The sequence below is a fragment of the Arthrobacter sp. NPDC080082 genome (genome assembly GCF_040686595.1).
Classification (GTDB): Bacteria; Actinomycetota; Actinomycetes; order Actinomycetales; family Micrococcaceae; genus Arthrobacter.
Genome location: NZ_JBFBKQ010000002.1, coordinates 102,685 through 127,549, shown reverse-complemented (window position 1 = coordinate 127,549; position 24,865 = coordinate 102,685). Strand labels below are relative to the sequence as shown.

The 24,865-nt window shown below is 70.5% G+C and carries 19 protein-coding genes, 2 tRNA genes and 1 pseudogene; 6 read left to right on the top strand and 16 right to left on the bottom strand.

Annotated features, from left to right (window positions below; translation table 11 throughout):
- Positions 1 to 7: 7 nt before the first annotated feature.
- The 3 genes from AB0O44_RS04865 to AB0O44_RS04855 are packed head-to-tail and all read right to left on the bottom strand — an operon-like array spanning position 8 to position 4,380.
- A complete protein-coding gene (locus AB0O44_RS04865; protein ID WP_364134951.1) occupies positions 8 to 2,269 on the bottom strand; it encodes an ATP-dependent DNA helicase RecG in 2,262 nt (753 codons plus the stop codon).
- Positions 2,259 to 3,326, bottom strand: a complete 1,068-nt coding sequence (locus AB0O44_RS04860) for a DAK2 domain-containing protein (protein WP_364135785.1) — start codon at positions 3,324 to 3,326, stop codon at positions 2,259 to 2,261. Before AB0O44_RS04860 ends, AB0O44_RS04865 begins: the two co-directional genes overlap by 11 nt.
- Before the next feature lie 22 nt (positions 3,327 to 3,348).
- Positions 3,349 to 4,380 (bottom strand): thiamine-phosphate kinase, encoded by a 1,032-nt coding sequence (locus tag AB0O44_RS04855; RefSeq protein ID WP_364134948.1) that lies wholly within the window; start codon positions 4,378 to 4,380, stop codon positions 3,349 to 3,351.
- A 71-nt stretch (positions 4,381 to 4,451) separates the two neighbouring features.
- On the opposite strand from AB0O44_RS04855, the gene AB0O44_RS04850 reads away from it, so the two are divergent.
- A complete protein-coding gene (locus AB0O44_RS04850; protein ID WP_364134945.1) occupies positions 4,452 to 4,955 on the top strand; it encodes a DUF3515 domain-containing protein in 504 nt (167 codons plus the stop codon).
- A gap of 27 nt (positions 4,956 to 4,982) precedes the next feature.
- Here the strand turns inward: AB0O44_RS04850 and AB0O44_RS04845 are convergent, their stop codons facing one another.
- The 5 genes from AB0O44_RS04845 to AB0O44_RS04825 form a co-directional block, all read right to left on the bottom strand.
- The gene (locus AB0O44_RS04845; RefSeq protein WP_364135782.1) at positions 4,983 to 6,131 is read right to left on the bottom strand and encodes a D-alanine--D-alanine ligase family protein; all 1,149 of its coding nucleotides are present in this window, start codon (positions 6,129 to 6,131) and stop codon (positions 4,983 to 4,985) included.
- 32 nt (positions 6,132 to 6,163) lie between these two features.
- A complete protein-coding gene (locus AB0O44_RS04840; protein WP_364134942.1) occupies positions 6,164 to 7,222 on the bottom strand; it encodes an NAD(P)H-dependent glycerol-3-phosphate dehydrogenase in 1,059 nt (352 codons plus the stop codon).
- The gene (locus AB0O44_RS04835; RefSeq protein ID WP_364134939.1) at positions 7,219 to 8,043 is read right to left on the bottom strand and encodes a lysophospholipid acyltransferase family protein; all 825 of its coding nucleotides are present in this window, start codon (positions 8,041 to 8,043) and stop codon (positions 7,219 to 7,221) included. Before AB0O44_RS04835 ends, AB0O44_RS04840 begins: the two co-directional genes overlap by 4 nt.
- Before the next feature lie 8 nt (positions 8,044 to 8,051).
- On the bottom strand, positions 8,052 to 9,377 hold the full coding sequence (murA, locus tag AB0O44_RS04830) for a UDP-N-acetylglucosamine 1-carboxyvinyltransferase (RefSeq protein WP_290257501.1): 1,326 nt from the start codon (positions 9,375 to 9,377) through the stop codon (positions 8,052 to 8,054).
- A gap of 135 nt (positions 9,378 to 9,512) precedes the next feature.
- Positions 9,513 to 10,925, bottom strand: coding sequence for a PLP-dependent aminotransferase family protein (locus tag AB0O44_RS04825; RefSeq protein ID WP_364134935.1), 1,413 nt, complete (start codon positions 10,923 to 10,925; stop codon positions 9,513 to 9,515).
- On the opposite strand from AB0O44_RS04825, the gene AB0O44_RS04820 reads away from it, so the two are divergent.
- The gene (locus AB0O44_RS04820; protein WP_364134932.1) at positions 10,924 to 11,850 is read left to right on the top strand and encodes a DMT family transporter; all 927 of its coding nucleotides are present in this window, start codon (positions 10,924 to 10,926) and stop codon (positions 11,848 to 11,850) included. The genes AB0O44_RS04825 and AB0O44_RS04820 overlap by 2 nt on opposite strands.
- A 178-nt stretch (positions 11,851 to 12,028) precedes the next feature.
- Positions 12,029 to 13,346: pseudogene (locus AB0O44_RS04815) on the top strand (HNH endonuclease).
- A 106-nt stretch (positions 13,347 to 13,452) separates the two neighbouring features.
- Here the strand turns inward: AB0O44_RS04815 and leuD are convergent.
- Both leuD and leuC read right to left on the bottom strand, forming a co-directional pair.
- Positions 13,453 to 14,055, bottom strand: coding sequence for a 3-isopropylmalate dehydratase small subunit (gene leuD / locus AB0O44_RS04810; protein ID WP_364134929.1), 603 nt, complete (start codon positions 14,053 to 14,055; stop codon positions 13,453 to 13,455).
- Between the two features lie 9 nt (positions 14,056 to 14,064).
- Positions 14,065 to 15,519, bottom strand: a complete 1,455-nt coding sequence (gene leuC, locus AB0O44_RS04805; protein WP_364134926.1) for a 3-isopropylmalate dehydratase large subunit — start codon at positions 15,517 to 15,519, stop codon at positions 14,065 to 14,067.
- Between the two features lie 145 nt (positions 15,520 to 15,664).
- On the opposite strand from leuC, the gene AB0O44_RS04800 reads away from it, so the two are divergent.
- Together AB0O44_RS04800 and AB0O44_RS04795 are read left to right on the top strand one after the other, a co-directional pair.
- The gene (locus AB0O44_RS04800) at positions 15,665 to 16,384 is read left to right on the top strand and encodes an IclR family transcriptional regulator (protein WP_364134923.1); all 720 of its coding nucleotides are present in this window, start codon (positions 15,665 to 15,667) and stop codon (positions 16,382 to 16,384) included.
- Between the two features lie 38 nt (positions 16,385 to 16,422).
- Entirely contained in the window at positions 16,423 to 16,974 is a 552-nt protein-coding gene (locus tag AB0O44_RS04795; protein ID WP_364134920.1) for a DUF1697 domain-containing protein, read from the top strand.
- Here the strand turns inward: AB0O44_RS04795 and AB0O44_RS04790 are convergent.
- The 4 genes from AB0O44_RS04790 to AB0O44_RS04775 all read right to left on the bottom strand — a co-directional run bounded on the left by AB0O44_RS04790 (position 16,971) and on the right by AB0O44_RS04775 (position 20,729).
- A complete protein-coding gene (locus AB0O44_RS04790; protein WP_364134917.1) occupies positions 16,971 to 18,587 on the bottom strand; it encodes a GTPase in 1,617 nt (538 codons plus the stop codon). The two genes, AB0O44_RS04795 and AB0O44_RS04790, sit on opposite strands and share 4 nt — an antisense overlap.
- The gene (locus AB0O44_RS04785; RefSeq protein ID WP_364135780.1) at positions 18,584 to 20,320 is read right to left on the bottom strand and encodes a dynamin family protein; all 1,737 of its coding nucleotides are present in this window, start codon (positions 20,318 to 20,320) and stop codon (positions 18,584 to 18,586) included. Before AB0O44_RS04785 ends, AB0O44_RS04790 begins: the two co-directional genes overlap by 4 nt.
- 156 nt (positions 20,321 to 20,476) lie before the next feature.
- Positions 20,477 to 20,549 (bottom strand) — tRNA-Glu (locus AB0O44_RS04780).
- A 108-nt stretch (positions 20,550 to 20,657) separates the two neighbouring features.
- Positions 20,658 to 20,729, bottom strand: a tRNA-Gln gene (locus tag AB0O44_RS04775).
- A gap of 344 nt (positions 20,730 to 21,073) precedes the next feature.
- Here AB0O44_RS04775 and AB0O44_RS04770 point away from each other — a divergent pair.
- Positions 21,074 to 22,504: a hypothetical protein gene (locus AB0O44_RS04770; RefSeq protein ID WP_364134914.1), complete on the top strand. Its 1,431-nt coding sequence runs from the start codon at positions 21,074 to 21,076 to the stop codon at positions 22,502 to 22,504.
- Positions 22,505 to 22,552: 48 nt separating this feature from the next.
- Here AB0O44_RS04770 and AB0O44_RS04765 read toward each other — a convergent pair whose 3' ends face one another.
- Together AB0O44_RS04765 and gltX are read right to left on the bottom strand one after the other, a co-directional pair.
- Positions 22,553 to 23,299: an HAD family hydrolase gene (locus AB0O44_RS04765; RefSeq protein ID WP_364135777.1), complete on the bottom strand. Its 747-nt coding sequence runs from the start codon at positions 23,297 to 23,299 to the stop codon at positions 22,553 to 22,555.
- Positions 23,300 to 23,301: 2 nt separating this feature from the next.
- A complete protein-coding gene (gltX, locus tag AB0O44_RS04760) occupies positions 23,302 to 24,849 on the bottom strand; it encodes a glutamate--tRNA ligase (protein WP_364134911.1) in 1,548 nt (515 codons plus the stop codon).
- Positions 24,850 to 24,865 lie beyond the last annotated feature (16 nt).

Here is a 24,865-nt window from a genome sequence, read left to right as displayed (position 1 = left end):
CTCAGTACTAACCGCGTTCAAGGAACGCCTCCTTCTCGGGGTTCAAATAATCGTCGATGGCGGCGGCCAGCGCCGCGTGGCGGGCCAGCCCCGGGTCCCCGCCGATGATCGCCTGCGCGTCCTGCCGGGCCCGGGCAATGACGTCCTCGTGCTCGAGGACCCGCAGCAGCTTCAGGGTGGACCGGCCGCCGGACTGGGACGCGCCCAGGATGTCACCCTCGCGGCGGAGCTTGAGGTCCTCCTGGGAGAGTTCGAACCCGTCGGTGGTGGACGCCACGGCCTCGAGGCGCCGCCGGCTGGGGTGGCCCGGCTCCAGGGTGGTCACCAGCAGGCAGGTCCCGGGCAGGCCGCCGCGGCCCACCCGGCCGCGGAGCTGGTGCAGCTGGGAGATGCCGAAGCGGTCCGCGTCCAGGATCACCATGAGGGTGGCGTTGTGCACGTCCACGCCCACCTCGATCACGGTGGTGGAGACCAGGAGCTTGGTCCGGTTGGCGGTGAACGCGGCCATGGTGTCGGACTTCAGCCCCGGGTCCTGCCGGCCGTGCAACGGCGACACCGGCACCCCGGCGAGGGCCGGTTCGTCCCGCAGCAGTTCGACGACGCCGGTGACGGACGCTAGCTCCCGGGCGCCGCCGCCGGCCAGGTCCGCGTCGCTGGGTTCGGCCTCGCCGGGGCTGAAGTCGCCGTCGTCGTCATCGCCGATCTTGGGGCAGACGACGTAGACCTGGTGCCCGGCGTCGATCTCCTCGCGGGACCGGGACCAGATCCGCTGCGCCCAGGCCGGGTGTTCGGCCAGTCCCACCACGTGGGTGGAGATCGGGGCGCGGCCCGCCGGCAGCTCGTCCAGCACGGAGGTCTCCAGGTCACCGAAGACAGTCATGGCTACGGTGCGCGGGATGGGTGTGGCGGTCATGACCAGCAGGTGCGGGGGTTTGCTGGCCTTGGAGCGGAGCACGTCGCGTTGTTCGACGCCGAAGCGGTGCTGTTCGTCCACCACGATCAGGCCGAGGTCGTAGAAGGAGACGTTCTCGCTCAGCAGCGCGTGGGTGCCGATCACGATGCCGGCGGTGCCGGAAGCGGCGTCCAGCATCGCCTGCCGGCGGGCGGCGGTGGGCATGGAGCCGGTCAGCAGCGTCACCTGCACCGAGTCGGGGCCGAAGCCGCCCAGCAGCCCGTCGCGCGAGAGCGGGCCCAGGGTCCGCCGGATCGACTCGAAGTGCTGGGCGGCGAGGACCTCGGTGGGGGCCAGCAGCGCGGCCTGGCCGCCGGCGTCCACCACCTGCAGCATGGCGCGCAGGGCCACGATCGTCTTGCCGGAGCCCACCTCGCCCTGCAGCAGCCGGTTCATCGGTGAGTCCGCGGCCAGTTCCGCGGCGAGGGTCTTCCCGACGGCGGCCTGGCCGGCGGTCAGGGTGAACGGCAGCTGCCGGTCGAAGGCGGTCAGCAACCCCTCCGCCACGGGGCGGCGTGCGGTGGCCTCCTCGGCCGCCAGCTGGGAGCGGCGCCTGGCGAGGGCGGACTGCAGCACCAGGGCCTCCTGGTAGCGGAAGCGGTCCCGGGCGCGGCGCCAGTCGGCGTGGACCTCCGGGGCGTGGATCAGCCGGTAGGCCTCGGCGACCGGCAGGAACTTTTCCCGGGCGGAGACGGCGGCGGGCAGCGGGTCCGGCAGCTCGGCCAGGTCCGCGGTCTCCAGCAGCGTGGCGATGACCTTCTGGATGGACCAGCTGGTCAGCTTGGCCGTGGCCGGGTACACCGGGATGGGCATGGCCGCGAGCTTCTCCGGGTCCATGCCCGGCACGTCCGGGTCCTCGTCCAGGAGCTGGAAGTCGGGGTTGGTCAGGCCCAGGCTCCCGCCGTAGCGGGTGATCTTGCCGGAGAAGAGCGCGCGGACACCCGGCTGCAGCTCCGCCCGGGCCCTGAAGCCGTTGAAGAAGCTGACCTTGAGCGTGCCGGGCTGCGCCGTCCCGGCCCGGGGCGCGGAACCGTTCGCGCCCGCCGGGCCGGCGTCGTCGGAGATCACGACGTCGGTGATGGAGCCGCGGCGGGCGCGCATCTGCCGGGTGCTGTTGGAGAGCACCCGGGCGATCAGCGTGACTTCCTCATCGAGCGGGACCTCGCTGATGGGGGTCAGCTCGCCGCGGGTGACGTAGCGGCGCGGGAAGTAGTTCAGCAGGCCGCCGACGGTGGTGATGCCGAGGTGCTTCTCGATGACGGCGGCGGACCGCTTCCCGATCCGGCGGTCCAGGGCGAGGTTCAGCTCAGCGGACATGTCCGTCGGGGTCCGTGCTGCCGGCGGCGCCGGGAACGGCCGCCTCCGCGGGGTCCCGCGGGACGGCGAGGTCGCTGATGCTGGTCTCGGTGGGCTCGCCGAGGGAACGGATGAGCGCGACGGCGGGCGCCGCGTCGGGGACGTGCACGTGGACCCGCCAGCGGTATGCACCCTCGGCGTCGGCGTCCTTGCCCACCTGGCTCATGATCACCGACTCGCCGATCTCGTCCAGCCGCTGCCGCATGGTGGCCGCGTCCAGCGGGGAGAGCGAGATGGTGCACATGACCTCCACGCCCTCGTCCCGCGGCATGTCGGCGTGGATGTGGGGGTCCTGCACGTCGTAGCCGTGCAGTCCGTCCAGCAGGGCCTCCTGGAGCTCCTCCCCCAGCACGGCCGAGCGGAGGCAGTCGAGGACCAGCAGCATGCCCACGCCGCCGGCGTCCACCACCTTGGCGGTGTGCAGTGCCTCGAGTTGATCCTCGGTGCGGACGACGGCGCCCAGCGCGGCCTCGACGGCGGCGTCCAGGGCCAGGCCCAGGGTGTGGTTGCTGTCGTCCCCGCCGTGTTCGGCGTCGACGGCGGCCACGGCGCGGGCGGCGGCCTCCATGACCGAGAGCATGGTTCCGGGAACGGGGTCGCTCAGCGCGGACCAGGCCCGGAGCTGGGCGCGGTTCAGGGCGGCGGCAAGCAACGGGGAGCTCATCCGCGGGTGGCCGGCCAGCGGCTCGGCGACGGCGCAGAGGAAGACGGCAAACAGGGTCCCGGAGTTGCCGCGGGCCTGCTCGATGGCGGCCTGGCCGGCGCGGGCCAGGAGCGCCCCGACGTCGTGCTGGGCCGGGTCCGGGGCGGGCACGGCGAATGGCTGGCCGCCGGCGGGCAGCTGCGGGAGGGCGGAGGTGTCCGTGGCGATGTCCTGCAGCGCGCGGGCGGCGGCACGGACGGTGAGGTAGAGGTTGGTGCCGGTGTCGCCGTCGGCCACCGGGAAGATGTTGATGGCGTTCAGGCGGTCGCTGTGGTTTCCGAGCGTCGTTTCTGCCTTGCCCAACCACCGCTTCATCGCTTGCGCGTTGGCGGCAATCTTAGTCTGCAAAGTGATCCCATCCCACAGTGTCAGCGGGCTTGCCCGCTATGGTCACGGCCGGGCCGTCATTCGTTGCCCGGGCCTTTACCGAGCCTATCGCAGTGAAACCGGGAGGCAGCTGAACGTCGGCGGGAAAGGCCGCCAGCAGCCCGTGGTCCTCCCCGCCGCCCAGGACCCAGTCCAGCGGGTCCGTCCCCAGGAGGGCGGCGGCGTCCTGGAGCGGGGCGGCCAGTTGTTTCAGCGCGGCGGGGTCCAGGTCGAGGACGGCGCCGCTGGCTTCTGCCATCCTGCCGCCGTCGCGGACCAGGCCGTCGGAAATATCCATCAGCGCGGTGGCCCCGGCGTCGCGGGCGGAGGGCCCGGCGGCCAGCGGGGGCCGCGGCCGGCACTGGGTGTCCAGCAGGGCGCGCTGTTCCCGGGTCAGGCGATCCACCGGGACCTCCGATTCGAGCAGGGCGAGGCCGGCTGCGGCGTGCCCGACGGTGCCGGCGAGGGCGAGCGTGTCCCCGGGCCGGGCGCCGGAGCGCAGCACGGGGGCGCGACCGTCGAGGCTGCCGAGGATGGCGACGGAGACGGAGAGTTCGCGTCCGCGGCCGAGGTCCCCGCCGGCGACCGCGCAGCCGCCGGCGCCGAGTCCGCTGATGCCGGCGCTGATGCCGTCCGCGAAGTCCTCCACCCAGCCCACGGTCGTTTCCGGGGGCATGGTCAGGCTGACCACCAGGGAGGTGGCCCGGGCGCCCATGGCGTTGATGTCGCTGAGGTTCTGCGCGGCGGCCTTCCAGCCGACGTCGTAGCCGGTGGTCCGGTAGCCGTTGTTCCACTGCAGCCGGAAGTCCTGGTCCGCCACCTGGGTGTCGATGCTGATCACGGTGCGGCCGTCCGGGGCGGCGACGATCGCGGCGTCGTCCCCGGGGCCCAGCAACAGGACGTTGCCGTCGCCGGCGTTCAGGCGAGGAAAGATCCGTTGCAGCAGCTGCGACTCGGAGAGGTCGGCCACGGTCAGCGGGGTGGTGTTCACGATGTCAGGCACGTTCCTACGCTACCGTCCGGGTCAGACAGTGACGGTCCGGGCGCCCGCTCCGGCCGGGATAGGCTGGATGGATGCAGCAGCACCGCCAGTCCGGATCCCGTCGCCCCCTCCGCTTCCTGGCCACCGCCGCCGCTGCCGGGCTGGCCTTGAGCGCTTGTTCCCCCGCCGTCGACGTCGCCCCCGCCAAGGATGCGGCCAACCCGGCGTGCGCGCCCATGATGGTGGCGCTGCCGGATTCGATCGGCGACGCGAAGCTGCGCAAGACCAACAGCCAGGGCACCGCCGCGTGGGGGGATCCCTCGCTGCTGGTGCTGCGCTGCGGCGTGAACGTCCCCGGCCCCACCACGGACCGCTGCGTGACCGTCAACGGCGTGGACTGGGTCATCAAGGAGGGCGATCCGGTGTGGACTTTGACCACGTTCGGCCGCGAACCCGCCACCGAAATCCTGATGGACCCCAACAAGATCAGCTCCGCCACGGTCCTCGCGGAGCTGGCGAACGCCGCCGGCAAGGTGAGGTCCACCCGCAACTGCGTCGGCCAGCAGGACCTGCAGAACCTGCCCACCGGCAAGTAGCGGCGGGCAGGTTTTGGGTGTGGGCTGTTAGCGCAGGCCGGTCTTGCGGTGCAGGGCCAGGTAGATGAGCTCGTCGATCAGTTCCGCGTAATCCAGCCCGGAGGCCTTCCACATCTGCGGGTACATGCTCTTGGGCGTGAAGCCGGGCAGGGTGTTGATCTCGTTGATGATCAGTTCACCCTCGGGGGTGTAGAAGAAATCCACCCGGCTCAGGCCCTCGGCGCCGACGGCGTCGAACGCCACGGCGGCGAGCTCGCGGACCCGGGCGATGTCCTCTTCCGGCAGGTCCGCCGGGCAGCTCAGCGAGGCGGCGTCGTCCTCGACGTACTTGGCGTTGAAGTCGTAGAAGTCGTGGCCGCCGCCGGCCACCGAGATCTCGCCCGGCATGGAGGTGCGCGGGGCGTCCGTTCCGCGACCTTCGAGCACGGCGCACTCAATCTCGCGGCCCACGATGCCGGCCTCGATCACCAGCTTGGGGTCGTGCCCGCGGGCGGTTTCGATCGCGGCGTCCAGGCCGTCCAGTGAGTCGACCTTGGAGATTCCCATCGACGAGCCCGCGCGGGCGGGCTTGACGAAGACCGGGAAGCCGAGGGCGTCGACGCGCTTGCGGACGCTCTCCGGGTCGGTCAGCCACTGCCGGTCCGTGACGGTGATGTAGGGCCCCACGCGCAGGCCGGCGGACTCGAAGACCACCTTCATGTAGTGCTTGTCCATGCCGACGGCCGAGGCCAGGACCCCGGCGCCCACGTAGCGGGTGTCCGAGAGCTCCAGCAGCCCCTGGATGGTGCCATCCTCGCCGAACGGGCCGTGCAGCAGCGGGAAGACCACGTCCACGGAGCCGAGTTCCTGCGGAACCTGGTTCGGGGCGGCCACGATCAGCTGGTGCTCGCCGCCGATCTCTGCCAGCGTCACGGTCTGCTCCGAGGGCGCCACCTCCGGGAGGGAGGACGCGGAGAGGGACCAGTCCCGGGTGTCCCCGGAGGCCAGGACCCACTGGCCCGTCTTGGCGATGCCGATCGGGATGACCTCGTACTTGGCCTTGTCGATCGCGCCCAGGACGCCGGCAGCGGTGACGCAGCTGACGGCGTGTTCGCTGGAGCGGCCACCGAAGAGCACGGCCACGCGGGGCCGCGCGGAGCCGGTCAGGGCGTCCGAGGTCAGGGCATCAGAGGTCAGGGCTTCAGGGGTCGGGGTGTTGTCCGGCACTGTCAGTAATCGCCTTCGGGTTTCAGGTCCCGGGACAGCAGCAGCGGTCCCAGTTGGTCTACGTGGAGTTTTCCGGCCAGCACGGCGACGACGGCGGCGGTGATGGGCATCTCGACGCCCAGTTTTCCTGCGAGCTCGTGGACGGCCTGGGCGGACTTGATGCCCTCGGCGGTCTGCGTCATCTCCGCGGTGACCTGGTCCAGGGTGAGTCCGGTGCCGAGCAGCCGGCCTGCGGTGTGGTTGCGGGACAGGGCCGAGGAGCAGGTGGCCACCAGGTCGCCCAGCCCGGCGAGCCCGGCCATGGTACGGGCCTCCCCGCCCAGGGCCAGGGTCAGGCGGGAGGTCTCGGCGAGGCCGCGGGTAATGACGGAGGCCTTGGTGTTGTCGCCCATCTGCTTGCCCTCGCAGATGCCGACGGCCAGGGCGATGATGTTCTTGACGATGCCGCCGATTTCGACGCCGACCACGTCCGAGGTGGTGTAGGGCCGGAAGTAGGGTGCGGTGCAGCTGCGGGCCATCCACCCTGCGGGGCCGGATTCGGAGCAGGCAACCACGGACGCCGTGGGTTCCTCCCGGGCGATTTCCATCGCCAGGTTGGGGCCGGAGACGACGGCGACGCGGCCGGCCGGCAGGTCGAGTTCCTCGCGGATGACCTCACTCATCCGGGAATCGGTGTGCAGTTCCAGTCCCTTCATCAGGGATACCACGAGCGCATCGGGCGCGATCAGGTTCTTCCAGTCGCGAAGCTGCGGCCGCAGGGTCTGCGCCGGAACGGCGAGGATCACCAAGTCGGCGCCGTCCAGGACCTCGGCGACGTCGGTGGAGGCGGTGATGCTGTCCGGCAGCAGGATGCCCTTGAGGTACTGCTCGTTGCGGTGTTCGGCGTTGATCTGGTTGACGACGTCGGCCCGGCGGCCCCAGATCCGGATGGTGCGGTCCACGCCGGAGGCCGTGGCCGCGTCGGCGACGACCTTGGCGAAGGTGGTCCCCCAGGAGCCGGCGCCGAGGACGGCGACCCGCCGGGCCGAACCCTCCCAGCTGCGCGCGTGCTCCGCCGTCACGCGGTGCCGCCGTCGTTAGCAGTTCCAGGGGCGCCGCCGTCGGTAGCCGTGGTGGAGGGGCCGGTAGTGGAGGGGCCGGCACCGCCGCGTTCGACGAACCGGCCGTGGGTGCTTTGGTTGTGCGCCGAGGGGTCCCAGCGGACCAGCGGCGGCTGGCCGCCGCGCAGGGTGGCCAGCAGTTCTGTGATGGCGTCCATGATGACCTCTGTGGCCTCGGTCAGCGTGGCGCGGTCCAGCGGCCGGCCCTCGAACGCGCTGAGATCCACGGGATCGCCGACCAGGACGCGGGAGGTCTTGCGCGGGAAGACGTGGAACCGCTTGGCGTAGCGGGGAAACACCTCGTGGGCGCCCCAGTGGGCCATGGGGACCACGGGGATGCCGGACTCGAGGGCCATCCGGGCGGCCCCGGTGTGCCCCTTCATCGGCCAAAGCTCCGGGTCACGGGTGAGCGTGCCCTCGGGGTAGATGATGATGGCGCCGCCCTCGTTGACCACTTCCCGGGCCACCTGGAGGGACTGGTTGGCGCCCGCCGTCGAGCGTTCCACCGGAATCTGCTTGGTGTTGCGGAGCACCGCGCCCACCACCGGAACCTTGAACAGGCTGCCCTTGGCCAGGAAGTGCGGCATGCGCTTCTGGTTGTAGAGCATGTGCCCGATCACCAGCGGATCGATCTCTGTGCAGTGATTGGGCGCTGCGATGAAGCCGCCGGCGGGCAGCTTCTCCAGGCCTTCCCACTTCTTCCGCATCAGCAGGTTCATGATGGGCCGGACGATTCCGGCGACGATCACGAAGGTGGTCTGGCTTGTGGCCGTTTCTTTCATCGGGTCCGCTACCCGGCCGAGGTGATATCGAAATCGGCGCCCAGGCCGGCGAGCTTTTCGGTGAAGCGCTCGTAGCCGCGGTTGATGATGTCGATGCCGGTGACGCGGGAGGTGCCGGTGGCGGCCAGTGCCGCGATCAGGTGGCTGAAGCCGCCGCGCAGGTCGGGAACGTCGATGTCGGTGCCCTTGAGCTGCGTGGGGCCGGAGATGACGGCGGAGTGCAGGAAGTTGCGCTGGCCGAAGCGGCACGGGACGCTGCCCAGGCATTCGCGGTGCACCTGGATGTTGGCGCCCATGCGCACGAGTGCCTCGGTGAAGCCGAAGCGGTTCTCGTAGACGGTTTCGTGCACGATCGAGACGCCCTCGGCCTGGGTGAGCGCGACGATCAGCGGCTGCTGCCAGTCGGTCATGAAGCCGGGGTGGACGTCGGTCTCGAGGACCAGCGGGCTGAGCTTGCCGCCCGGGTGGTAGAAACGGATGCCGTCGTCGCCAATGTCCATGCCGCCGCCCACCTTGCGGTAGGTGTTGAGGAAGGTCATCATGTCCCGCTGGGTGGCCCCCTCGACGAAGATGTCGCCGCGGGTGACGAGGGCGGCGGAGGCCCAGGAGGCGGATTCGTTGCGGTCGGAGAGGGCGCGGTGGTTATAACCACCGAGGTCTTGGACACCCTCGATCCGGATCGTGCGGTCCGTCTGGACGCTGATGATGGCGCCCATCTTCTGCAGCACGGCGATCAGGTCCACGATTTCCGGCTCGGTGGCCGCGCCGGAGAGTTCGGTGATGCCCTCGGCCCGGGTGGCGCTGAGCAGGACCTGCTCGGTGGCGCCGACGGACGGGTAGGGCAGGGCGATCTTGGCACCCTTGAGGCCGTTAGGGGCGGAGATGTGGATGCCGCCCGGGCGCTTCTCGACGACGGCGCCGAACTGGCGGAGCACGTTCAGGTGGTAGTCGATCGGGCGGTCGCCGATCTTGCAGCCGCCCAGGTCCGGGATGAAGGCCTCGCCGATCGCGTGGATCAGCGGCCCGCAGAGCAGGATCGGGATGCGCGAGTCACCGGCGTGGGCGTCGATGGCGGTGTGGGAGGCCGTCTTGGCGTTGGTCGGATCCAGGGTCAGGTCCCCGGTGACCGGGTCCTTGTCCACGGTGACGCCGTGCAGCTGGAGCAGGCTGGTGACAACCTCAACGTCCTTGATCTCCGGGACGTTGCGCAGCACGGACGGCTCGTTGCCGAGCAGGGCGGCCACCATCGCCTTGGGGACAAGATTCTTGGCCCCACGGACGGTGACGCGGCCGGTCAGCGGGACGCCTCCGCGGATTGTCAGAACACTACTCATTTACCAGTTTCCTCACGACTACTCGCCCCCAAATCCTTACAAAGGCTCCCGCTAAGTGTAGGAGGTCGCGTTACCGATCTGAAATACGGCACGGTTCGGCGGCGCCACGTCCCGGCCCGATGGGCAGTTGGCTGACTATCGGCCGTTGCGCCTCAGGGCCTCCCCCAGCACCCGGGCGGCCCGGGGGAACGCCGCCGGGTTTGGGCCGGCATAGTTGAGCCGCAGGAACGGGCCCGAGGCCTCGGCCGGGAACCAGCCGGCACCGTCGGCGATCACCACGCCGCCGGCCTCGCAGTCCCGGACCAGGCGGTCCATTGCGGTTCCGTCCGGGAGCCGGGCCCAGAGGTTCAGTCCCCCGGCCGGGACGTAGGCCACGTGTGCCGCCGGCGCGTACTCGCGGAGGCTGTCCAGCAGCAGGTCACGGCGGGATTTCAACTGGCTCTTGAGGCCGCGCAGGTGCGCCTGCCATCCGGGCTGGGTGACGACGTCGACGGCAGCGGCCTGGAGCAGGCCGCTGACGTACATGGACTCCGCCAACCGGTCGGCGACGATCCGTTCCCGGGCGGATCCGCGGGCGACGACGGCGGCCACCCGGACTGCCGGGGAGAGGCTTTTGGTCAGGGACCGGAGGTAGACCACGTGGCCGGATCCGTCACGGGCGGCGAGCGGCGCAGGGTCCGCGGTGATGCCGAAGTCGTGGGCCCAGTCGTCCTCGATCAGAAAGGCCCCGTGGCGTCGCACCACATCCAGCACCTGGTCGCCGAGGTTCCGTGTCCAGTTCGCGCCGGTGGGGTTGGCGAAGCTCGGTTGGGCGTAAAAGGCGCGGGCGCCGGTTTCCTCGAAGGCGCGGGCGAGCTCCTCGACATCGGGCCCGTCCGGCCCGCTCGGCACCGGGATGACCCGTACGCCGGCGCTGGCGGCGGCCAGGATGGCGCCCCAGTAGGTGGGCGACTCCATGAGCAGCGGCTGGCCGGCGCCCACCAAGGCGCGGAAGAGGGAGCTGAGTCCGCTCTGGGATCCCGGGAGGATCACGACGTCGGCCGCGACGGGCGGCGGCACGTCCGGCAGCGATGATGCGCCGAGTTCCTGCGCGAACCAGGCCTGGAGTTCCGGCAACCCGGCCATAGGCGGGCGGGCGACGGCCGCATCGCTCCGGGCGGCGCGGGTCAGGGCAGCACGCACCATCCGGCCGGGCAGCAACTCCCGGTCCGGGTAGCCGGCGTTGAAGGCGGTGACGTCGTTTGGCACGTCGCGCATGGCGGCGGGATTGGGCCGAAGCGCGCCTGGCGCGGGACCCAGGGCCGCTGACTGCCACCCGTAGTCGGAGGGTCGGACCTGGGCGCGGGGACGGACGAAGGTGCCCACGCCGGGCCGGCTCTCGATCAGCCCCTGTGCGGCCAGGGACCGGAGCGCAGACTGCACCGTGACGGGACTGGCCTGGTATTCGGCCACGAGCGCCCGCGTGGACGGCAGCCGGGCCCCAGGCGCGGCGGCCGACACCCAGGCCCGGAGGCCATCGGCGATCCGTGAACTGCTATTGTCAGACATGAAAGACAATAGTAGCGCTACTGCCGTTATTCCCGCTCCGCTATCGGCCGGGCCGTCCACGGGATACGGATGGGGGCTCCTGGGCGTGGCGGCATTTTCGCTGACCGTCCCGATGACCCGGCTGGCGGTGGGCGGGATGTCCCCGCTGTTCATCGGGGCCGGCCGCGCGGTGGTGGCCGCGGTCCTCGCCATGCTGGTCCTGGCGGCCACAGGCCAGCGGCTCCCCTCGCGGCGGCAGTGGCTCCGCCTTGCCGTCGTTGCCGGGGGAATCGTTCTCGGCTTCCCGCTGCTGACGTCCTTTGCCCTCCACACCGCAGCCGCCAGCCACGGCGCGGTGGTGATCGCGCTGCTGCCGGCCGCGACGGCCGCCGCCGTCGTGATCCGCACCCGTGCCCGGCCGGGGACGCGGTTCTGGGCTGCCACCGCGGCCGGGGCACTGGCCGCGGTCGCATTTGGCCTGCTGCAGTCCGGCGGGATCGATGGACCGCGCTGGGCAGATCTGTTGCTGCTGGGCGCCGTGGCCTCGGCCGCCGTCGGTTACGCGGAGGGCGGGCTGCTGGCCCGTGAACTGGGCTCCTGGCAGACGGTGTCCTGGGCGCTGGTTGCCGCCTTCCCGGTCATGGCGGGCCTCACTGTTCTGTCTGTTGTCGCGCAGCCGATCGACGCCGATCCCGGACAGTGGGCGGCGTTCGGGTATCTGGCCGTGGTCAGCATGTTCCTCGGCTTCTTCGCCTGGTATCGCGGACTGGCGCTGGGCCCGATGGCCAAGGTCAGCCAGATCCAGCTGGTGCAACCGGTGCTGAGCATCGGCTGGGCCGCGCTGCTCCTGGGCGAACCGATGGGCTGGCTGACCGTCGCGGGCGGAATGGCGGTCATTCTGTGCGCGGCCCTTGCTGTCCGGGCGAGGGTGGGGGCGTCGGGATAGGGGACGAACCCGTTCTCGGGGACACGACGGCTCTCGGGGAGCCGACCTGCGGCACCACAGCACCCCATTCTTTACGCTCCCACGGCCCCAATCCTTAAATGTCAGACCCCTCCGATTGAATTAGTTCATGGAAGGCAGTCGGAAGCTTTTCGAGGATTCAGTCGGCGTGTCGGACCCGATGGTGGGAGACGCGGCGGCGATCATCGATGAGCTCCGGGCGCTGGAGGACCGGAAGTCGTCGATCGCGGCCCGGCAGGCGAGGTTGGCCGTGGCGCTGGACCTGGTCCGGTGGCGGGAACAAGCCGCCCTTGGCTTGCGCGCGGACCAGCTCGGCACCGGGGTGGGGGCGGAGGTCGCGTTGGCGCGGCGGGAATCCCCGGCCAAAGGCTCACGGCTCCTGGGTCTGGCCCGGGCGCTGGTGACCGAGATGCCGCGCACCTTAGCCGCCCTCGACACCGGGCGCCTGAACGAATGGCGTGCCACACTGTTGGTCCGTGAAACCGCCTGCCTCGACTCTGCTGACCGGGCCGCCGTGGATGAGGAAATCGCCGCCGACACCGGCACTTTCGACGGCGCCGGAGACCGGGCCATCATCTCCGCCGCCAAGGCCGCCGCCTACCGGCACGACCCGCGCTCCGTCACCCAACGGGCAGCCCACGCCGAAACCGAACGCAGTGTCACTCTCCGCCCTACTCCCCGTCGCCGCAGGAGTCGCCGCCTACGCCGCCCTGACCCGGCACGCCGACACCGCCCGCGCCACAGGAAACCCCCGGACCCGAGGCCAGCTGATGGCGGATGCTTTGGTCGAACGGGTCACCGGCACACCGGGCGGGATCACCGGCATCGAGGTCCAGCTCGTCATGACCGACCGGACCCTCCTCGCCGGCGACAGCGAACCCGCGAGGCTCGCCGGCTACGGTGTCGTCCCGGCCGGGTGGGCCAGGAAACTCGTGGCCGGCAAAGGCGACAACCCTGAGTTCACAACGTGGATCCGCAGGCTCTACACCGCACCCGGCACCGGCGAACTGACCGGCATGGACGCCCGGGCCCGGCTCTTCCCCGCAGGTCTGCGCCGGTTCATCGAAACCCGCGACACCACCTGCCGGACCCCGTACTGCGACGCCCCCATCCGGCACCTCGACCTCATCCTCCCCTGGCACCGGGACGGAGAAACCACAGCAGCCAACGGCGCCGGACTCTGCGAAGCCTGCAACCACACCAAAGAAACCCCCGGCTGGACCTCACGGCCAGTCGGTAGGACAGAGCCCGGCAACAGGGCAGAACCCGGCGCCAGACCGCCCGACCGTCGTCACGCTCTCGAACTGAGGACGCCCAGCGGCCACGTCTATCTCTCTGTCGCACCGCCGATGCCGGGAACCCGCAGCGGCGGGCCCAGGAGGTCGTGTGCGGAGGCTCTCTTAGGCGACCTCCTTCGCTCAAGACCCCGAACTCAAATCCACGGGCGCAACAGACGCCGCGTCCGGATGCCGTCCTAGCAGGTCACCAGCGAGCCCTTTGAACCACACCGCCGCCTTAAACCACACCGCCGCCGGGTAGAAACCCGGCGGCGGTGGAAGCGGCAACCCGCTGCTAGCGACAGAATCAGCCCAGCTTGGCGGGCAGCGTCGTGGGCTTGAATACCGGCCGCGTGGCCTCGTAGGCGGTGATGTCGTCCTCGTGCTGAAGGGTCAGCCCGATGTCGTCCAGACCTTCCAAGAGGCGCCAGCGGGTGTAGTCGTCGATCTCGAACGGAGCAACGACATTGCCGCACTCGACCGTCTTGGACACCAGGTCCACCCGGACCTCGGTGCCCGGAGCGTTCTCCAGCACCTTCCAGATCAATTCGATGTCGTCCTGCGACAGCTCGGCGGCCAGCAGCCCCTGCTTGCCCGAGTTGCCGCGGAAGATGTCGGCGAACCGGGAGGACAGCACTGCCTTGAAGCCGTAGTCCTTGAGCGCCCACACGGCGTGCTCACGCGAAGACCCTGTCCCGAAGTCCGGCCCGGCTACCAGCACCGATCCCGCGGAGAACGGTTCCTGGTTAAGGATGAAGGACGGGTCCTTGCGCCAGGCGGAGAACAGGGCGTCCTCGAAGCCGGTCCGCGTGATCCGCTTGAGGTAGACGGCGGGGATGATCTGGTCCGTGTCGACGTTGCTCTGCCGCAGCGGGACGCCGATGCCGGTGTGGGTGGTGAACTTTTCCATCGTCTCTCCTTAGGCTGCGCTGGAGCGGTGTCCGGCGGACACGGGCTCGGGGTCAAGATCCGACGGCGAACTCAGGGTGCCGCGCACCGCCGTCGCCGCCGCCACAACCGGCGAGACCAGATGGGTGCGGCCGCCCTTGCCCTGCCGGCCTTCAAAGTTGCGGTTCGAGGTGGACGCGCAGCGCTCCCCCACTTCCAGCTGATCGGGGTTCATGCCCAGGCACATCGAGCAGCCGGCGAACCGCCACTCTGCGCCGAAGTCCTTGAAGACCTTGTCCAGCCCCTCCGCCTCGGCTTCCAGCCGGACGCGGGCGGAACCGGGAACCACCAGCATGCGGATGTTGGGGTCCTTGGTGCGCCCGCGGATGATCTCCGCGGCGGCGCGCAGGTCCTCCATCCGGGAGTTGGTGCAGGAGCCCAGGAAGACGGTGTCCACCCGGATGTCCTTCATCGGCGTCCCGGCCTCCAGTCCCATGTACTGAAGGGCGCGTTCCGCGGCGGCCTTGGCGTTCTCGTCGCCGAAATCCGCGGGCGAGGGCACCTTGTCGGACAGCGAGACGCCCTGGCCGGGGTTGGTCCCCCACGTCACGAAGGGCTCCAGCGTGTCGGCGTCGAGGTCCACCTGGGCGTCGAAGACGGCGTCGTCGTCCGTCCGCAGCGTGTTCCAGAACTCAATCGCTGCGTCCCAGTCCGCGCCCTCGGGGGCGTGCGGACGGCCCTGCATGTAGTCGTACGTCGTCTGGTCCGGGGCCACCATGCCGGCGCGGGCCCCGGCCTCGATCGACATGTTGCAGATCGTCATCCGGGCTTCCATGGACAGCGCACGGATCGCCGAGCCGCGGTACTCCAGCACGTAGCCCTGGCCGCCGCCGGTGCCGATCTTCGCGATGACCGCCAGGATGATGTCCTTGGCCGTCACGCCAGGGCGCAACGTGCCCTCGACGTTGATGGCCATGGTCTTGAACGGCTTGAGCGAGAGCGTCTGGGTGGCCATGACGTGCTCCACCTCGGAGGTGCCGATGCCCATCGCGAGCGCACCGAAGGCGCCGTGGGTGGAGGTGTGCGAATCGCCGCAGACCACCGTCATGCCCGGTTGGGTCAGTCCAAGCTGCGGGCCCACCACGTGGACGATTCCCTGTTCGGCGTCGCCCAGGGAGTGCAGGCGCACCCCGAATTCCTTGCAGTTGTTCCGCAGGGTCTCGATCTGCGTGCGGCTGGTCAGGTCGGCGATAGGCTTGTCGATCGCGAGCGTTGGGGTGTTGTGATCCTCGGTGGCGATCGTCAGGTCCGGCCGGCGGAGTTGGCGGCCGGCCAGGCGCAGCCCCTCGAACGCCTGCGGGGAAGTCACCTCGTGCACGAGGTGAAGGTCGATGAAGAGGAGGTCAGGCTGGGCGTTGGCGCCTTCGCCGTCACCCTTGCGCACCACGTGCGCGTCCCAGACTTTCTCGGCCAATGTCTTTCCCACGGCCTGCTCCCTCCACTGCTTTCGCTGCTGCCAGTGCCGCCGGGATCCGCCCGGCGGCGTTGATGTATCCACTGAATCAGCCCGCTGACCGAATAAGCCAGCGCAATGATTTGCATCTCAGATATTGAGACGGCAATATCATTACATGGACAACTCTAGTGGCGTTGGCGTCATCGATAAAGCGGCACACGTACTCGACGCCCTTGAGGCCGGGCCCACCACCCTGGCCCAGCTTGTCGCGGCCACCGGCCTGGCCCGCCCCACGGTGCACCGGCTGGCGCTGGCCCTGGTCCACCACCGGCTTGTCAGCCGCGACATCCAGGGCCGCTTCGTCCTCGGTAGCCGCTTGGTGGAGCTGGCCTCCGCCGCCGGCGAGGACCGGTTGATTGCCTCCGCCGGCCCGGTCCTGATGCAGTTGCGCGACGCCACGGGCGAGAGCGCCCAGATCTTCCGACGCCAGGGCGACTGGCGCGTCTGCGTCGCCTCCGCCGAACGCCCCATCGGCCTGCGCGACACCATCCCGGTCGGGACCCAGCTGTCAATGAAGGCAGGCTCGGCCGCCCAGGTGCTCCTGGCATGGGAGGACCACGACCGCCTGCTCGAAGGCCTGCAGGCCGCGCGCTTTACGCCCACTGTTCTGGCCGGAGTACGACGCCGGGGCTGGGCTCAAAGCCTCGGTGAACGTGAGCCCGGGGTCGCCTCCGTCTCGGCCCCCGTCCGCGGTCCGTCCGGACGCGTCATCGCCGCGGTCTCGATCTCCGGTCCCATCGAGCGCCTGACCCGCCAGCCGGGCCGCCTGCACGCCGAGGTGGTCTGCACCGCCGCCCGCACGCTGACCGAGGCGCTGCGCAAAACCAACGACTGATTCTCCCCGGCGTCGGCGGCCGGCGCTAGGCTGTGCGGATGAACAGCTATGCGGTCTTCCTGCGCGGGGTCAACGTCGGCGGCATCACCATCAAAATGGCCGAACTGAAGGATGCCCTGAAGCAGCGGCCCTTCGGCTCCGTGAAGACACTGCTGGCCAGCGGGAACGTGGTCCTGACCAGCGACCTGCCCGCGGCCGGGGTGAAGGCCGAGTTCGAGGAGTGCCTGCGCGAGGCTTTCGGCTACGACGCCTGGGTGGTGGTACTGCCCGCCGAACGCCTGGCGGAGCTGGTGGCCGCGTGCCCGTATCCGCCGGACGACGCCGGCACGCACAGCTACGTCACGCTGTCCTCCGACGCCGGCGTCCTCGCCGAACTGTACGACGCCGGAACCGCAGTGGACGGCGTGGAGCTGACCCTGCTGGGCTCCGAGGCGGTGGCGTGGCTTGCCCCGGCCGGCGGCACCCTGGACAGCCCGTTCAGCAAGCTCTCCTCGAAGCCGAAGTACAAGTCCTCCACCACCACGCGCAACCTGCGCACCCTGATCAAGGTCCGCGACGCCGCCGCGGACCTGCGGGGAGGGCGCGTCTAGCCGCCAGCCACCTTCAGTGCAGCGTTGAACGCGGTGAGCCGGCTGGCTTCGAGCTCGACGGGCGCCACCACGAGGTCACGGGCGACGGCGTCGGCCGCTGCCTCCAGCCGGCGGCGCGCGGCCCGGGCCCGCGCCCCAGCAGCCATTCCTGCGAGGGTCCGCGCCGCCAGGGCCAGCACCACGCCCAGTAGCGCTCCCCCGGCCACCAGCACCGTGGGCACCGGCCAGCCTTCGACGCGGGGAACCTCCGGAACCGGCAGCTGGAAGTAGCCCAGCGCCGCCAGTACCCCCAGCCAGCCCAGCCCGGCAACCGCAGCCACCAGCCCCAGCCACTGCATGACGTTGAAGAGTCGCCACCACCAGGAGCCCCGCCCCGCGGACAGTTCGGTCCCGGCGATCGCCTGGTCGAGCGCGTCCGGGAGCTGCTCCCGGCCCTCCCGGGCTGCGGCGCGGATGGCCGCCCGCCACGGTCCGGGCGCGCCGTCGGAGGCGGCGTCGGCGAAGTCCCGGACCGCAGCGTCGGTCCGCGCGCGCTCCGGCGCACCGGCGGGGGGCAGCGAGGTCCGGTTCAGCTGCGGCGGTTCCCCGGTCCGGCGCAGGTTCAGCCTGCGCAGGGGGTCCGGCCGGAGCCGGGCGAGCCAACGGGTCACCGGCCAGCCGGTCCGGCGCGTCGCCTCCAGCCGGTAAGAGGCGGCCACCGCGTCCACCACCAGCGGCACGTTGGCGGCCGTGGCCAGTTCCCGGGACAGGCGTTCCCGGCTGCCGGGCCGGACGCCGGCGGCCTCACCCGTCCCGGATTCTTCGGCCAACCGGTGGGCCGCGTGGTCGACGTCGGCCGCCAGCCGCTGGGACAGCGCGCGCCGCTGCATGGCCACCTGGCGGATCGCGGCGCGGACCTTATCCACCCCGGTCCCCACGAGGGCCGAGGCTCCGAGGACCTGCACGGAACCCAGTCCGTCGCGGTGGAGCAGCGACTGGAGGGATTCCAGGACCGGCCGCACGTCGTGTTCCGGCAGCCGGTCCACCTGGTTGAGGACCACCAAAGTCACGGCGGCGTGGGTGGCGAGCGGGGCGAGGAAGTCGTGATGCACCGCCGCGTCGGCGTACTTCTGCGGGTCGAGTACCCAGACCAGGACGTCCACCAGGCCCGTCAGGCGCTCTGCGATGGCCCGGTTTTCGGCGCGGGTGGAGTCAATGTCGGGCAGGTCCAGCAGGATCAGCCCGGTGGAGTCGTCCGCGAAGCCGGGCACGGCCGCGGCAATATGCCGGTGGCGCACGTCCAGCCAGTCCAGAAGCTGCCCACTGCCTTCCGCGCCCCAGATCCCGGCAAGCGGCTCCGACGTCGTGGGGCGGCGGGCCGCCGCCGTCGCGATGGCCGCGCCGGCCACCGCATTGAACAGCGACGACTTTCCGCTGCCGGTGGCCCCGAAGAAGCCCACCACGGTGTGTTCGGCGGAGAGGGAACGCCGCGAGCTGGCACGCTCCAAGACCTGCAGGACCTCGTCCAAGGTCTCGTCCGGCAGCACCCCGGCCGCCAATTGCCGGGCGTCATCGAGTGCTTCCAGCCGTCGGTCCAGCCGGGATGCCTCCCGGGCCGAGGCGTGGCGGTTCATCCGGCCGCCAGCGCGGTCAGGGCGGCGGCCAGCGCCCGCAGGTCCGCGGCCGGGACGACGTCCGGCGCCGCGGCCTCGAGGCGGTCCAGGAATCGCTGCCGCTCGTCGTCGAGGAGGCGCAGGCAGCGTTCCTGCAGGTCGGTGCGGGCGGTCCTGGCCAGCCGGCGCACGGCGTCCTCGCCGAAGACCGCTTCCAGGACGCGCTGGCCGATCACGGCCGTCCCGCCGGCGACGCCGATCTCCAGGCCGGTGAGGCCGGCGGTCATGGAGAAGACGACGATCATCAGCGCCGCACCGAGGCCGTTGATTCCGAAGGACAGCCAGCGTGCCTGGGTGCGTTTGCCTTGTCCCTCGGTCCGGATCAGCTCCATCAGGCTTCCCTGCCACGCCCGGATCTCGGCCGCGACGGCGTCCGCGAAGCCCGGCGAGGTGCCGGACAGGTCGTCGGTCCCCAGCAGGCGGCGGCCGGCCGGGTCGGAACGCCAACGCCGGTCCGTCTCCTCGGCGGCGTTGGCCGCCTCGTCGAGGATCACCGCTTGCAGGCCGGTCTCGATGGCCGTTTCGACGCGGACCGCCGGGGCCGGTTCGCCCCGGAAGAACGCGCCGACCCGGTCCCGCATCCGGCCGATGTTCTGTTCCATGACGCGGAAGAACTCCCCGGTGCCGACGAAGTCCTGCCACCGGGCGAGCACCTCTCCCCGCAGCAGGGCACCGTCGCGGGTGGCGGCCTGGATGCGGCCGGCGGCATCCCCGTAGGCGTTCGTGGCGTCCAACTCCAGCTGCCGGGCTGCTTCCTGCTGCGCCGCGACGGCGTCCGCAGCGGCGGTGAACCTGGCGGCGAGGCCCCTGATGGCGCCGTTGAGGGTCCGCCGGGCGATTGCGGACCTGCCGGCGGCGTCCGCCGCGATTCCGCGCAGCCAGGCGAGCAGCGGCGCCACCGTGGCCGGCGGCAGCATGCCCTCCCGGTCCAGGGGCACCTCCGGGACGATGAACAGCCGCGCCGAGCCCAGGCCCTGGCGCTCGAGCATCGTCCGCAGGTCGGCGGCCACCTCGTCCTCGGCCGCCGGCGGTACGCGGTCCAGCACCACGGCCACGGTGATGTCGCGGGCGGCGGCGTCCAGCAACAGACGCCAGGGCACGGCGTCGGCGTAGCGGTTGGCCGTGGTCACGAAGATCCAGAGATCCGCCGCGGCGAGCAGCTGTCCGGCGAGCTGGCGGTTCTCGTCAGAGACGGAGTCGACGTCGGGGGCATCCAGGAGCGCGACGCCGGCCGGGACCGCCGCGTCGCCGGCGAGGACCAGAGAGGTCACCGCGGCAGTCTCCCCGCCGACGGCGGGGACCGACGCGGCCTGCTCCGGGGGCGGCCCGGCGAGGACGGTGCCGCGGATCCTGCCGAGCGTGGGCAGCACCCGCTGGTCCTCGAACCAGCCGGCGTCGGCCGGGTGGTGCAGGAGGATGGGCTGGCGGGTGGTGGGTCGGATCGCTCCGGCACGGGTGACAGGGTGGCCCATCAGGGCGTTGACCAGCGTGGACTTCCCGGCGCCGGTGGACCCGCCGACGACGGCGAGTAAGGGTGCGTCGAGGCTGCGGTAGCGGGGCAGGATGTAGTCGTCCAGTTGGGCGGCGGCGTTGCGGAGGTCGCGGCGGGGGTCCTCCACCCCAGGGAGGTCCAGCGGCAGGACCACGGCGGCCAGCTCGCGGCGGGCGTCCTCCAGCAGCTCTACCGCGTTCATCTGGCGTGCGGCGGCCCGGCCTGCGCGGGCGGGAATGGTGCTCTCGTGGTCGCTCACAGCTTCATCATGGCAGGTCGACGGTCCGCGGGGCGGCCGGGCAGCGGCATTCAGGGCATAAAAAATCCCCCGGAGACCGTGGTCTCCGGGGGAAATTTGTGACCCCAGCGGGATTCGAACCCGCGTTACCGCCGTGAGAGGGCGGCGTACTAGGCCGCTATACGATGGGGCCTTGCACTTTTCCAGCTCGAAGATTGTTTCATACCTTCAGCCGTTCTCCAAATCGGCTGAACCGATTCAGATGCTCCGATTTTCCGCGGAATTCCGCGGATTTTCAGAGCTGGGATACCAGGACTCGAACCTAGAATGACGGTACCAGAAACCGTAGTGTTGCCAATTACACCATATCCCATTGTGACTTTCGGACCGGTTCCGCAGGACTAAACCCGCGCTCCCGGCGCCTCAGCACGAGTAATTACTTTACCCGAGACTTTTGTCCGGCACAAATCGGCCCGAAGACCCTGCCGGTACGCCTCCGAAGGCGCCCCTGGCGGCCGACGACTCCGGTCAATCTGCGAAAACCCTTGCCAATCCGGCGCCGGTAAGTTTACTCTCGGTAAGTTACCAACGAGTAACCCAACCCTTCCCCCAATCGAAAAGCAGCATCCCCACGGCCGGAGACGGCTGTTAGCTGCATCACACTGGCGGGGCCGGCAGCGCAGCCGTTGCCGGCTGGATCGTCGAGAGGAACAAGTTGTGCCACAGAGTCGTGTCGCCATCGCTCCGCCCCGTAACCGGGCCCAACAAATCGCCATCGCCGTCCTGGCGCTGCTGCTGATCGCCCTGCTGGGCTTCTACACCCTGGTCACGGGCAAGATCACCGACGGGTCCGCCCGTCTCAACGACGGCGCGGGCCAGGCCGCCGCCGGGGCACAGCAGCTCAAGGACGGTGCGGGGAAGCTCGCCGACGGCGCGGGCCAGGCCGACACCGGCTCTGGCAAGCTCTCGGACGGCGCGGAGAAGATCCACCAGGGCATCGCCGGCAAGCTCGCCCCCGGCGCGGATCAGCTGCAGCAGGGCGCGACCCAGCTCTCCGAGGGGGCGGTCAAGATCCAGACGGATGTGGACAATAAGCTCGCCCCCGGCGTCTACCAGGTGGACGACGGCGCCCAGAAGCTGGCGGCGGGTGCTGTCCAGCTCTCCGCCGCGCTGACCCCCACGGCCGCCGGCAACGCGGACAACAACCTGGCCGACGGCGCTACCCAGCTCAACGCCGGAGCCGGCCAGCTGGCCGCGGGCACGGGCCAACTGGCCGCCGGCACGGACCAGCTCGCCGCCGGCACCGACCAGCTCAAGGGCTACCGGGGCGCCAACAACAACCCCGAGGCCGGAACCGGAACGGCTGCCCTGGCCCAGGCGCTGGAGCAGCTGAATGCCGCCGCCAGTGATCCGGTCCAGGGCCTGGTGCCGCTGTCCGTGGTCAGGGACAAGATCACCAAGATCTTGGACGGCGCCCACCGCCTGGACGCGGGCGCCTCGCAACTGCAGGCCGGGGCCGGCCAGCTCCGCAGCGGCGCCGCCCAGTTGAACACCGGCGCCGGGCAGCTCCACGCCGGAACCGGGAAGCTCACCGCCGGCTTCGCTACCCTGGCGGCCAAGCTCAACAGCCAGGACCCGAACAACCCCGGCGTCGTCCTGGGCACCCGACTGCTGGCGGACGGCACCTCGAAAATCCGGGTGGGCATGGACGGCGTACCCGGCGATCCGGAGCACCCGGGCCTGCTGAAGGCCACGGCCAAGATGACCGACGGCAGCTCCCGGCTCGCGGACGGAACCCTGGCACTGAACACGGGCATCAAGGGCGATCCCGCGGACCCGGCAAACCCGGGCCTGCTGAATGGATCCACCGCACTGGCCACCGGCGCCTCCGACCTTCACACCGGCAACAGTAAGCTCGCAGCGGGGTCCACACAGCTCGCCACCGGCGCCGACAAGCTGGCCGACGGCAACGCGCAGATCGCCGCCGGAACCGGCACGCTCTTCTCCAGCGCCTCTGCGGTGTCGCCGTCGAGCATGATCAAGAACGACGTGGCCGTGGCCCTGGGATTGGTGACTCTGCTGGCGCTCGGCGCCGTCGGCGCCTACCTGGCGCTGCGGAACCGGCGGATCGCCCAGGCTCCGGCTTAACGGAAGGCTCCTGCCTAACCGCGCAGGCGAAACGTCAGGCGAATCAGCTCAGGCGAGCAGGTCCAGCAGCGAGGAGACCTCGCGTCCGGTGAACTCCGGCGCGGGGTCTCCTCCGCGGTTAAGCCACACGCCCAGCAGTCCGGCCGCCGTCGCGCCGTCCGCGTCGAGCAGCCGGTTGTCGCCGACATAGAGCGTCTCGCCCGGGCCGGTACCAAGCAGGCGCACACCCTCGAGGTAGATGGCGGGGTCCGGCTTCGGGACGCCCACGGTGTCCGTGCCGACCAGCACGCCGATCCGCTCCAGCCCGGCGGCGTCGAGCTTCACACGCTGGTAGTCGTGGACGTTGTTGCTCACGGCACCGTACGGGATCCCCGCGGCGTCCAGGGCGTTCAGCAGCGGAACCACGTCGTCGAAGGCGCGGATGTAGCTGTGCTGCAGGCTAGCGTAGGAGCTGACCCAGTGATGGGCCTGCTCCCCCTCGGCGAGCTCGACGCCGAAGTGCCCCAGTGCGGCGCGGCCGCGGAGCAGGCGCTGCTCGTTGAACGTCAGCTCGCCGGCCAGGTAGCGGTCGTAGTAGTGCGTGGTTTCCTTCGTGAAGATGCGGCCAAACTTCTCCCAGGAGGCCTCATCCAGGCCCGGGAGCAGATGCTCGCTGACGCCGCGCAGGGCCGCCGTCATGGCGAACTCCAGGTCCACCAGCGTGTCGTCGATATCGAAGAGCACCCCGGTGACGGCGGTGAGACCGGGCGCCAGCACGTCGGCCGCCCGGTCCCCGCCCCGCGTGGCGGCATCCATCATCAGCCGCGGAAGGCGCGCAGGCGGGCCAGGGACGAGTCCCGGCCCAGGATGACCATGGACTCGAACAGCGGCGGGGAGATCCGGCGGCCGGATATGGCCGTGCGGACCGGGCCGAACGCCAGCCGGGGCTTGACGCCGAGGCCCTCGACCAGCGACTCCTTCAGGGCGGCCTGGATGCTCTCCGCGGTCCAGTCCTGCAGCGGTTCCAGCGAGGCCAGGGCGGCGTCGAGGACCTCGGTGAGGTTCTCCGGGAGTCCCTTGCGGGCGTCGTCGGCCACGTCCACCGCGTCGTCGGCCTTGAAGAGGAAGGCGAGCATCTCGGGCGCTTCGCCGAGGAGCGAGATGCGCTCCTGGATCAGCGGCGCAGCCTCGGCGAGGATCTCTTCTTCGCGCGCGGTAAGCGTCTCCCCCACCAGGCCGGCGGCCTGCAGGTACGGGACCAGCCGGCCGCGGAAGTCCTCGGCGTCGAGCATGCGGATGTGCGTGCCGTTGATGGCCTCGGCCTTCTTGAGGTCGAAGCGGGCCGGGTTGGCCAGCACGTCGTGGACGTCGAAGTTCTCGATCAACTGCTCCACGGTGAAGATGTCCTCGTCCGCGGAGAGGCTCCAGCCCAGCAGCGAGAGGTAGTTAAGCAGGCCCTCGGGGATGAAGCCGCGGTCGCGCAGCAGAAAGAGGTTGGACTGCGGATCGCGCTTGGAGAGCTTCTTGTTGCCCTCGCCCATGACGTAGGGCAGGTGGCCGAACTCGGGCAGGTAGCTGGCGACGCCGATCTCCATCAGCGCCCGGAACAGCACCACCTGGCGGGGCGTGGAGGAGAGCAGGTCCTCGCCGCGGAGGACGTGGGTGATGCCCATCAGCGCGTCGTCCACCGGGTTGACCAGGGTGTAGAGCGGCGAACCGTCGGCGCGGACGATCACGTAGTCCGGGATGCTGCCGGCCTTGAAGGTGATCTCGCCGCGGACCATGTCGGTGAAGGTGACATCCTCGTCGGGCATCCGCATCCGCAACACCGGCTGCCGGCCCTCGGCCTGGAACGCGGCGAGCTGTTCCTCGGAGAGGTTCCGGTCGAAGTTGTCGTAGCCAAGCTTCGGGTCGCGGCCGGCGGCGCGGTGGCGTGCCTCGACTTCCTCCGGGGAGGAGTAGCACTCGTAGGCGTAGCCGCCTGCGACGAGCTTGGCCACCACGTCCTTGTAGAGGTCCAGGCGCTGCGACTGGCGGTAGGGTTCGTGCGGGCCGCCCACCTCGACGCCCTCTTCCCAGCTGATGCCGAGCCACTTCAGCGCCTCCAGCAGCTGCTGGTAGCTCTCCTCCGAGTCGCGCGCCGCGTCCGTGTCCTCGATCCGGAAGACGAACGTGCCCTTGGTGTGCTTCGCGTGGGCCCAGTTGAACAGGGCGGTGCGGATCAGGCCGACGTGCGGGGTTCCGGTGGGCGAGGGGCAGAACCGGACCCGGACCGGGGTGTCCGCGGTGACTTCGCGGGAGGCTTCACGGTTCGGGTCCGTGGTGGCAGAGCTGGAGACGGCGTCGGGCGCGGTGGGAGTAGTCATAGTGGTACCAACTTTA